Raw genomic sequence first — 6136 nt, 5'->3', positions numbered from 1 at the left:
TTTTTTTTCCCGGGGCCCGGGGGGCCGCGGGGGCTTTTGTGGGGGGCGGGGGGGGGGTCCGTCCTTAACCCCGCCCGGGGGGGGGGGGGGGGGGGGGGGGCGGGGGGGGGCGGGGCCCCCCCCCCCCACACCCGAAGCGCCCGGCCCGTGTGCCGACCTGACTGCCCGGGTGGGGATCTCAGGGGCGTCCTCAGGTGCGGGTGGAGGCGGTGAGAGTGGCGTGCACGACCTTGCCGTGCGGCCAGGGGGTCACACCCCAGCGCTGCCGGGTGAGCTGATCGACCAGGAAGAGTCCTCGGCCGGACTCGGCGTCCGGCCCGACATCGATCAGCACCGGCAGGGTCGCCGACCCGTCCGCGACCAGCAGTCGTACGGTGTCGCTGCTTGCGCGCCGGATGCCGACCATCATGGAGGTCTGGCAACCGGTCCTCGCCGCGTTGCCCACCAGTTCGGACATGATCAGCTCGGCGTCGTCGATCAGTTGCGGCAGCTTCCACTCGGTGAGCTTGGCGTGGACCAGGAGACGGGCAGCGCCGGCCGACACGGGGCTGTACGGCAGCCGGAGGGTGGCCGGGCCCGGCGCGCGCGTGAGCGCGGGGCGTTGGTGATGGATCATCAGCATGCAGCCACTGTCGCGAAGCCGTCACCGTTCGTGAACGGACGGGATATATCAGTTCCAGAAGTCGTACCGGCGTCGAGTGAGATGATTCGTATCACTCCTGGCTGATGATGACGGATGTTCCGAGAATCAATGCGAGCTTGCGCAGCTTCGTCAGGGTGGTGCTGCCCGCGCTCGCCTTCTGCGCGATCACCCCGGGCAGCCCCTGGTGCCGCGCCCATCCAGGCGCGGCCGAGCAAACATCAAGCAGGGTGTCCAAGGCGGTGTCCGACTGCCGGGTCTCGGCTTGCGCGAGTGCCACGTCCAGCATCATCCGGTTGCGCGCCGACGGGGTGAGTGAACCCGCGTCGGCGAGCGATTCGAACAGGCCCAGCGCTCGTGCCGGCCGGCCGGTCGAGACGGAGATACCGATCGCCTGGGCGGTGACCGTCGTGGGCCCGAACGCCGTGCCGTTCACCCGGACGTCCCGGCCCATCCGGGCCGCTACCGCATACCCCTGCGACAGCAGATCGTCGGCGCTGTCCACGTCTCCCTGACGGGCGGCGACGACGGCTGCGAAGGTCACGTGCCACCCATAGGTGGCGAGTGTTCCGAGATCTCGATCTCCGTATCTGGGCTCGATGGACTCGTACGACAGGCGGGCCGTCTCCCCGGCCTGGTCGAGCCGGGCGTCCCGCAGGTAGATCCACGACCGGCCGGAGGCGACCATGGCCGAGCGGACGGTGTCCCCGGCGCGGTCGGCCTCGTGCTGGGCGTGACCGATCCCGGCGTACGCGAGATCGCGGGCGCCGAACTGGTTCGCCACGTAGGCGGCGAGTCGGTACGCGTCGGCGAGGACGCCTGCGGCCGTGCTCTTCCGGTCGACCGGAGCGGCCTTCAGGGCGGCGGCGGCTTCACGCAGTGCAGGGGCGACCCGGACTCCCGCGCCCACGTAGTCTCCGGATCGGTAGGTCTTCCATGCGGCGGCGAGCCCGGCCGCGAGTTCGGCCGGGAGTGGGGGCTGTACATCGACGCCGACACCGGCGGCGGTGTCGTGAACGATGCGGGACAGCTCGCGGATCATTGCCCGGTCGGTGCCCTGCATCGCCCGACGGGGGGCCTGTTGGCCGAGGACCACCGACACGTCCGTGTGCAGCGCGGCTGAGATCCGCAGCAACGTCTGGAGGCTGCCGCCGAGGTTGCGTTCCGCCTTGCGGATCGTCGCCACGGACAGGCCCGACGCTTCGGCGAGTTGTTCCTGTGTCATGTCCGGTCCGCGGAGAAGCTTGATGCGCTCGCCAGTGGTGTAGTCGGTCCACTGCGTCATCCCTGGTCCCCTTCCGGGTGCACGGCCGTACTGGGAAGGTACCCGCTCGCATGAACGGGCGGAGACGGTCCGATCACGTCGTGCCACATCGGGCGGGCGGGTCGAACGTCAACCTGCTGTCGCGCAAACCGCTCTTTCGAAGGAGCGGTTTGCGCGACAGCGGTTCATCGGCGACTGGGCGGCCAGGCTGGGGGGCATGTCGTCTGTTGTTGCGTCCGGGCAGTGGGTCTTGCCCGAGTCGCCGTATGCGCTGTGGGTTCGGGGTGAACTCGATGGGTATCTCTGGCTGCCGGAGCGGCTGCAGGTCGAGGTGATCGGTGGGGAGTTTTTCGTGACGCCGTATCCACCGGTGAATCACGCCTTGATGCTCTCGGACATGAAGGAATGGCTGTTCCGTGCCGAGTTCAGGAAGGAAGGCTTCCCGTGGCAGGTGGTGCAGCGCGTCGGTGTCGACCTTGCCGAGATCGGGGACGGCTACTGTCCCGACCTCGTCGTGGTGACTGCTGAGGTGGATCTGCCGGCAAGGGCGGAGGACCGGTATCTCCGCCCGGACGAGATCAGCTTGGTGGCCGAGGTCACGGCGTACCTCAGCGCACACACTGACCGGCGTCCTGTGTCCGGCAAGGCCACCAAGTGGAGCGGCTATGCGCGGTGTGGGGTGCCGTACTACCTGCTGGTGGACCGGGATCCACGGCAGCCGGGTGTCACTTTGTTCGGGGATCCGAACAAGGCTGAGGCCACGTACGAGGTGATGGGTGAGTGGAAGTTCGGTGAGGCGGTTCGGTTGCCGGAGCCGTTCGATGCGGAGATCAGGACGGATGCCTGGAGGCCTTGGGGATGAGACACCGCCGCCCCGGAACGAGTGTCGTTCCGGGGCGGCGGGTTTGCATGTGGGGGGTCAGGCGGGTCGGGGGCGCTTGGCGACGGCTATCGCCAGGGCGGCGCAGAGGAGGGCGGCGAGGAGGGTGAAGCCGCTGGTGGCGGGGAGGAGGCCGTAGGTCTGGACGAGGGCGCCGACGGCGACGATGGGGAGGGAGGAGCCGAGGTAGATGATGATCCACAGGGAGCTCAGCTCGGAGCCCCTCCGTTCGGGGTTCATCGCGGCGACGGTGGTGGTGAACAGGGAGCGGAAGGCGATGCCCTGGCAGGCGCCGCCGAGGACGCTGCCGATGAAGAGCAGCGCCGGGGTGCCGGTGTACTGGGCGGCGACGACCAGGGCCAGGCCGGTGGCCAGGCCGGCCATGCCGAGGGCGATCACCAGACGGTCGGCGGTCGGCGGGACGAGCAGCTGGGCGACGGCCGAGGAACCGAGCAGGAGGGCCGCGACCACGGCGCCGATCAGCTTGGAGTCGGTGTGCAGCAGCTTGGCGGCGAAGGCCGGGGCCAGGCTGAGGTAGACGCCGAAGACCGCGTAGGAGATGAACCCGGCCGCGGCGGCGAGCAGGAACTCCCGGCGGCCGGTGCGCGGCAGTCGCAGGCGCTGCGGGCGCAGGTGGGCCGGGGTGGTGATGCGCGGCGGGGCGGCCGGCGCGCGGTTGCGGCCGGGCATCCGCGGGTGGACCAGCGCGAGCGGCACGCAGAGCGCGAGCAGGGCGACGGCGTGCAGCAGGAACGGGCTGAGCAGGGGGTCGGAGCCGCCGGCCAGCAGGGCGCCGACCACCGGGCCGAGCGCGACGCCGCCGGCGGAACAGGCCAGGGTGATCTTGGCGGCCCGGGTCGGGTGGTCCGGCATCAGGTCGCCGAGGGCCGCCCCGGCGGCGCCGGTGGTCAGGCCCACCGCGATGCCCTGGACGGCCCGGCCGGCCGCGAGCTGCCAGAAGCCGCCCGCGGTCGCGAACACGACGTCGCCGACGGCGGACAGCGCGACGGCGGGCAGGATCAGGGCGCGTCGGCCGAGGTGGTCGGACCAGTGGCCGACCACGGCCAGCACCGGGACGAGCGCGAACACGTAGAACGCGAAGAGGATCGTGGTGTCCAGCGCGGTGAGGTGCATCCGTTGCTGGAGGAGCGAGTAGATCGGCGTGGCCAGGTTGGCGCCGATCAGCATGAGCAGCAGGGCGCCGGCGACGAGGCCGACGCGGACTCCGCGCAGCGCGTTCCAGCGGCTGATCGCGGAGAGCTGGAGCTGGGCGCGTGGCGCGAGCTCCAGGGGAAGCAGGGCCTCCGACAGTCGGCGTCCGTCGAACTGCGCGGTGCGCAGGCCGGAGCCGGCGGGGGAGAGGTCCGCCATGGCAGGGGTCTCCTGTGGCCGGGCACCACCCGGGTCGGCGGGGTGTGCCGGTGCGCCCGTCCTGGCGGCGCTGTGGTGGTGGCCTCGGTGCGGGCTCCCTGGTGGGGCAGGTGAGCTGAGAGGGGGGCTACGTTGCCCGTCGGCGCGCGCGGGGTTGTGCGCGGTACCGACTTCGAAGGATAAGGGGTGGGCGCACGGTTTCGGCGCGCGCCCCTTGAGGCCGGGCGTCCGGGGTGCCCGGCCTATACGCTGAGGTGGTGGACCGGTGACGCGGAGGTGATCTCCGCGTGCCCCGGCCCGGCTGACCGCTCGGCGTAGGGAGAACGCGCAACGATGGCCGCACGACGTCGTAGGAACGCGGACACCCCGGCGGCGGGTGCGCCGGGCGAGGGTGCGGTGCTGCCCGCCGACCTGGAGCTGCAGGACCTGTACGGGGCGTTCGCCGCCCACGGGCTGGACGACGAGGACCTGGACGACGCGGCGGTGCTGGTGCCGCCGGTCACGCTGCCGTCCGAGCCGGAGCTGGCCGAGCGGGCGAAGGCCGTCCCGATGTTCGGGTGGGCGCTGAAGCTGGCCCGCTGGACGGCCCCGCACCGCGCGGTGGACGAGTTCGGCGACCTCACCGGCCCCGACCGGGCCCCGGCCGCCCGGCTGCTGGGCCTGGCCCCCGAGGAGGGGGACGCGCCGGAGGAGGCGGTGGTCGAGGCGATGCGCGCCTGGTCGCTGGCCTGTGACCTGGACCTGGTCGAGATCGGCACCACGGCGGCCGGCGAGCACGTCGCGATCCCCGGGCCGGACCTGGAGCCGGCCGAGGCGGGGGACGCGGAGACCGTCCTGGAGCTGTGGCTGACGGCCGCCGGGATCGTCCGCGAGCTGGCGGTCGAGGCGGACTCGCAGGACCTGGAGGCGGAGGACGGGGAGCGCGCGGAAGAGGACGAGGACGGCCTGAGCGACGTCGAGGAGGCCCGCGACGAGGCCGCCGAGCTGCTCGACGAGGCGCTTCAGGTGCTGTACGAAACCACCGCCTTCGCCGAGCCGGGCAACGAGACGGTGCCGCTGGGCGTGCTGGCGGCGCTGCTGGTGGTCCCGGACGGCGAGGAGCCGAGCGACGAGCTGCTCGGCGACATCACCGATGTGATGGTCGCCCTGGACCCGATGCTCGCCGACCTCGCCGAGCTGGGCCTGCTGGAGTACCGGCCGATCGACCCGGAGCTCTTCGACGAGGAGGAGGAAGGGGCGGAAGGGGAGGCCGAGCACTCGGCGCAGGCGGAGTCGGCGGAGCTGGACGAGGCGGAGTCCGCCCGGTTCGGGCTGGTCCGGCTCACCCCGCTGGGCCAGTACGGGATCCGGCAGTGGCTGCTGGAGGACGGCTACGACGCCCCGCTGGTCGGCGACCTGGCCCGGGGCGACGCCGCCGAGCTGCTGCGCGGGGTCAGCGAGGCCGCCAATGTGCTGCCCGAGGAGGAGCTGAAGGTCTGGGTGGCCGGCCGGGAGCCGGTGGCGGCGGCGCGCGAGCTGCTCGCGGCGGCGCGCGGCATCGACGCGTACGCCCCGATGCGGCGGCTGCTCTGCCACTCGGCGCTGACCCTGCTCGGCGCGCCCGCCGAGCCGGCCGTCCGGGAGGTGCTGGACGACCCGGAGCTGGGCGGCGGCGCGCGGGCCTGGCTGGTCTCGCTGGGCGTGACGGACGTGCCCGTACCGGACCGGGCGATGGCGCTGTGGACGGTCGTGGACGCCTTCGCGGCCCAGCTGCTGGACACCGGCGGCGATCCGGACCAGCTGCGCGACCTGGTCTCCGAGCTGCCGGTGACGGACGACCCGGTCGGCTACTTCGGCGAGCTGTGGCGGGTGGAGCACCCGTACACGGCGGACGTGCTGGAGGCGGTCGGCGAGCTGCATCCGGACCGGGCGGTGGCCAAGGAGGCCCGCAAGGCGGCGTTCAAGGCCCGGTCCAGGGGCTGAGCGGGCTGAGGGCCGGGCG

5 protein-coding genes are annotated in these 6136 nt (G+C 72.4%); 2 read left to right on the top strand and 3 right to left on the bottom strand.

Annotation, left to right across the window (positions count from 1 at the left end; translation table 11 throughout):
* Positions 1–190: 190 nt before the first annotated feature.
* Positions 191–622 (bottom strand): ATP-binding protein, encoded by a 432-nt coding sequence (locus ACFVUH_RS19350; RefSeq protein WP_387914519.1) that lies wholly within the window; start codon positions 620–622, stop codon positions 191–193.
* 91 nt (positions 623–713) lie between these two features.
* Positions 714–1925 (bottom strand): helix-turn-helix domain-containing protein, encoded by a 1212-nt coding sequence (locus ACFVUH_RS19345; protein ID WP_387914517.1) that lies wholly within the window; start codon positions 1923–1925, stop codon positions 714–716.
* 196 nt (positions 1926–2121) lie between these two features.
* Here ACFVUH_RS19345 and ACFVUH_RS19340 point away from each other — a divergent pair, with 196 nt between their 5' ends.
* Positions 2122–2766 (top strand): Uma2 family endonuclease, encoded by a 645-nt coding sequence (locus ACFVUH_RS19340; protein ID WP_387914516.1) that lies wholly within the window; start codon positions 2122–2124, stop codon positions 2764–2766.
* Positions 2767–2823: 57 nt separating this feature from the next.
* Here the strand turns inward: ACFVUH_RS19340 and ACFVUH_RS19335 are convergent, their stop codons facing one another.
* A complete protein-coding gene (locus ACFVUH_RS19335) occupies positions 2824–4155 on the bottom strand; it encodes an MFS transporter (RefSeq protein ID WP_387914514.1) in 1332 nt (443 codons plus the stop codon).
* A 333-nt stretch (positions 4156–4488) separates the two neighbouring features.
* On the opposite strand from ACFVUH_RS19335, the gene ACFVUH_RS19330 reads away from it, so the two are divergent.
* Positions 4489–6117: a hypothetical protein gene (locus tag ACFVUH_RS19330; protein WP_387914513.1), complete on the top strand. Its 1629-nt coding sequence runs from the start codon at positions 4489–4491 to the stop codon at positions 6115–6117.
* The last annotated feature ends 19 nt before the right edge of the window (positions 6118–6136 follow it).

The sequence above is a fragment of the Kitasatospora sp. NPDC058032 genome (assembly GCF_042885845.1).
Taxonomy (GTDB): Bacteria; Actinomycetota; Actinomycetes; order Streptomycetales; family Streptomycetaceae; genus Kitasatospora.
Note: the sequence above shows the minus strand (reverse complement) of the source record. Positions and strands in the feature narration are given on the sequence as shown.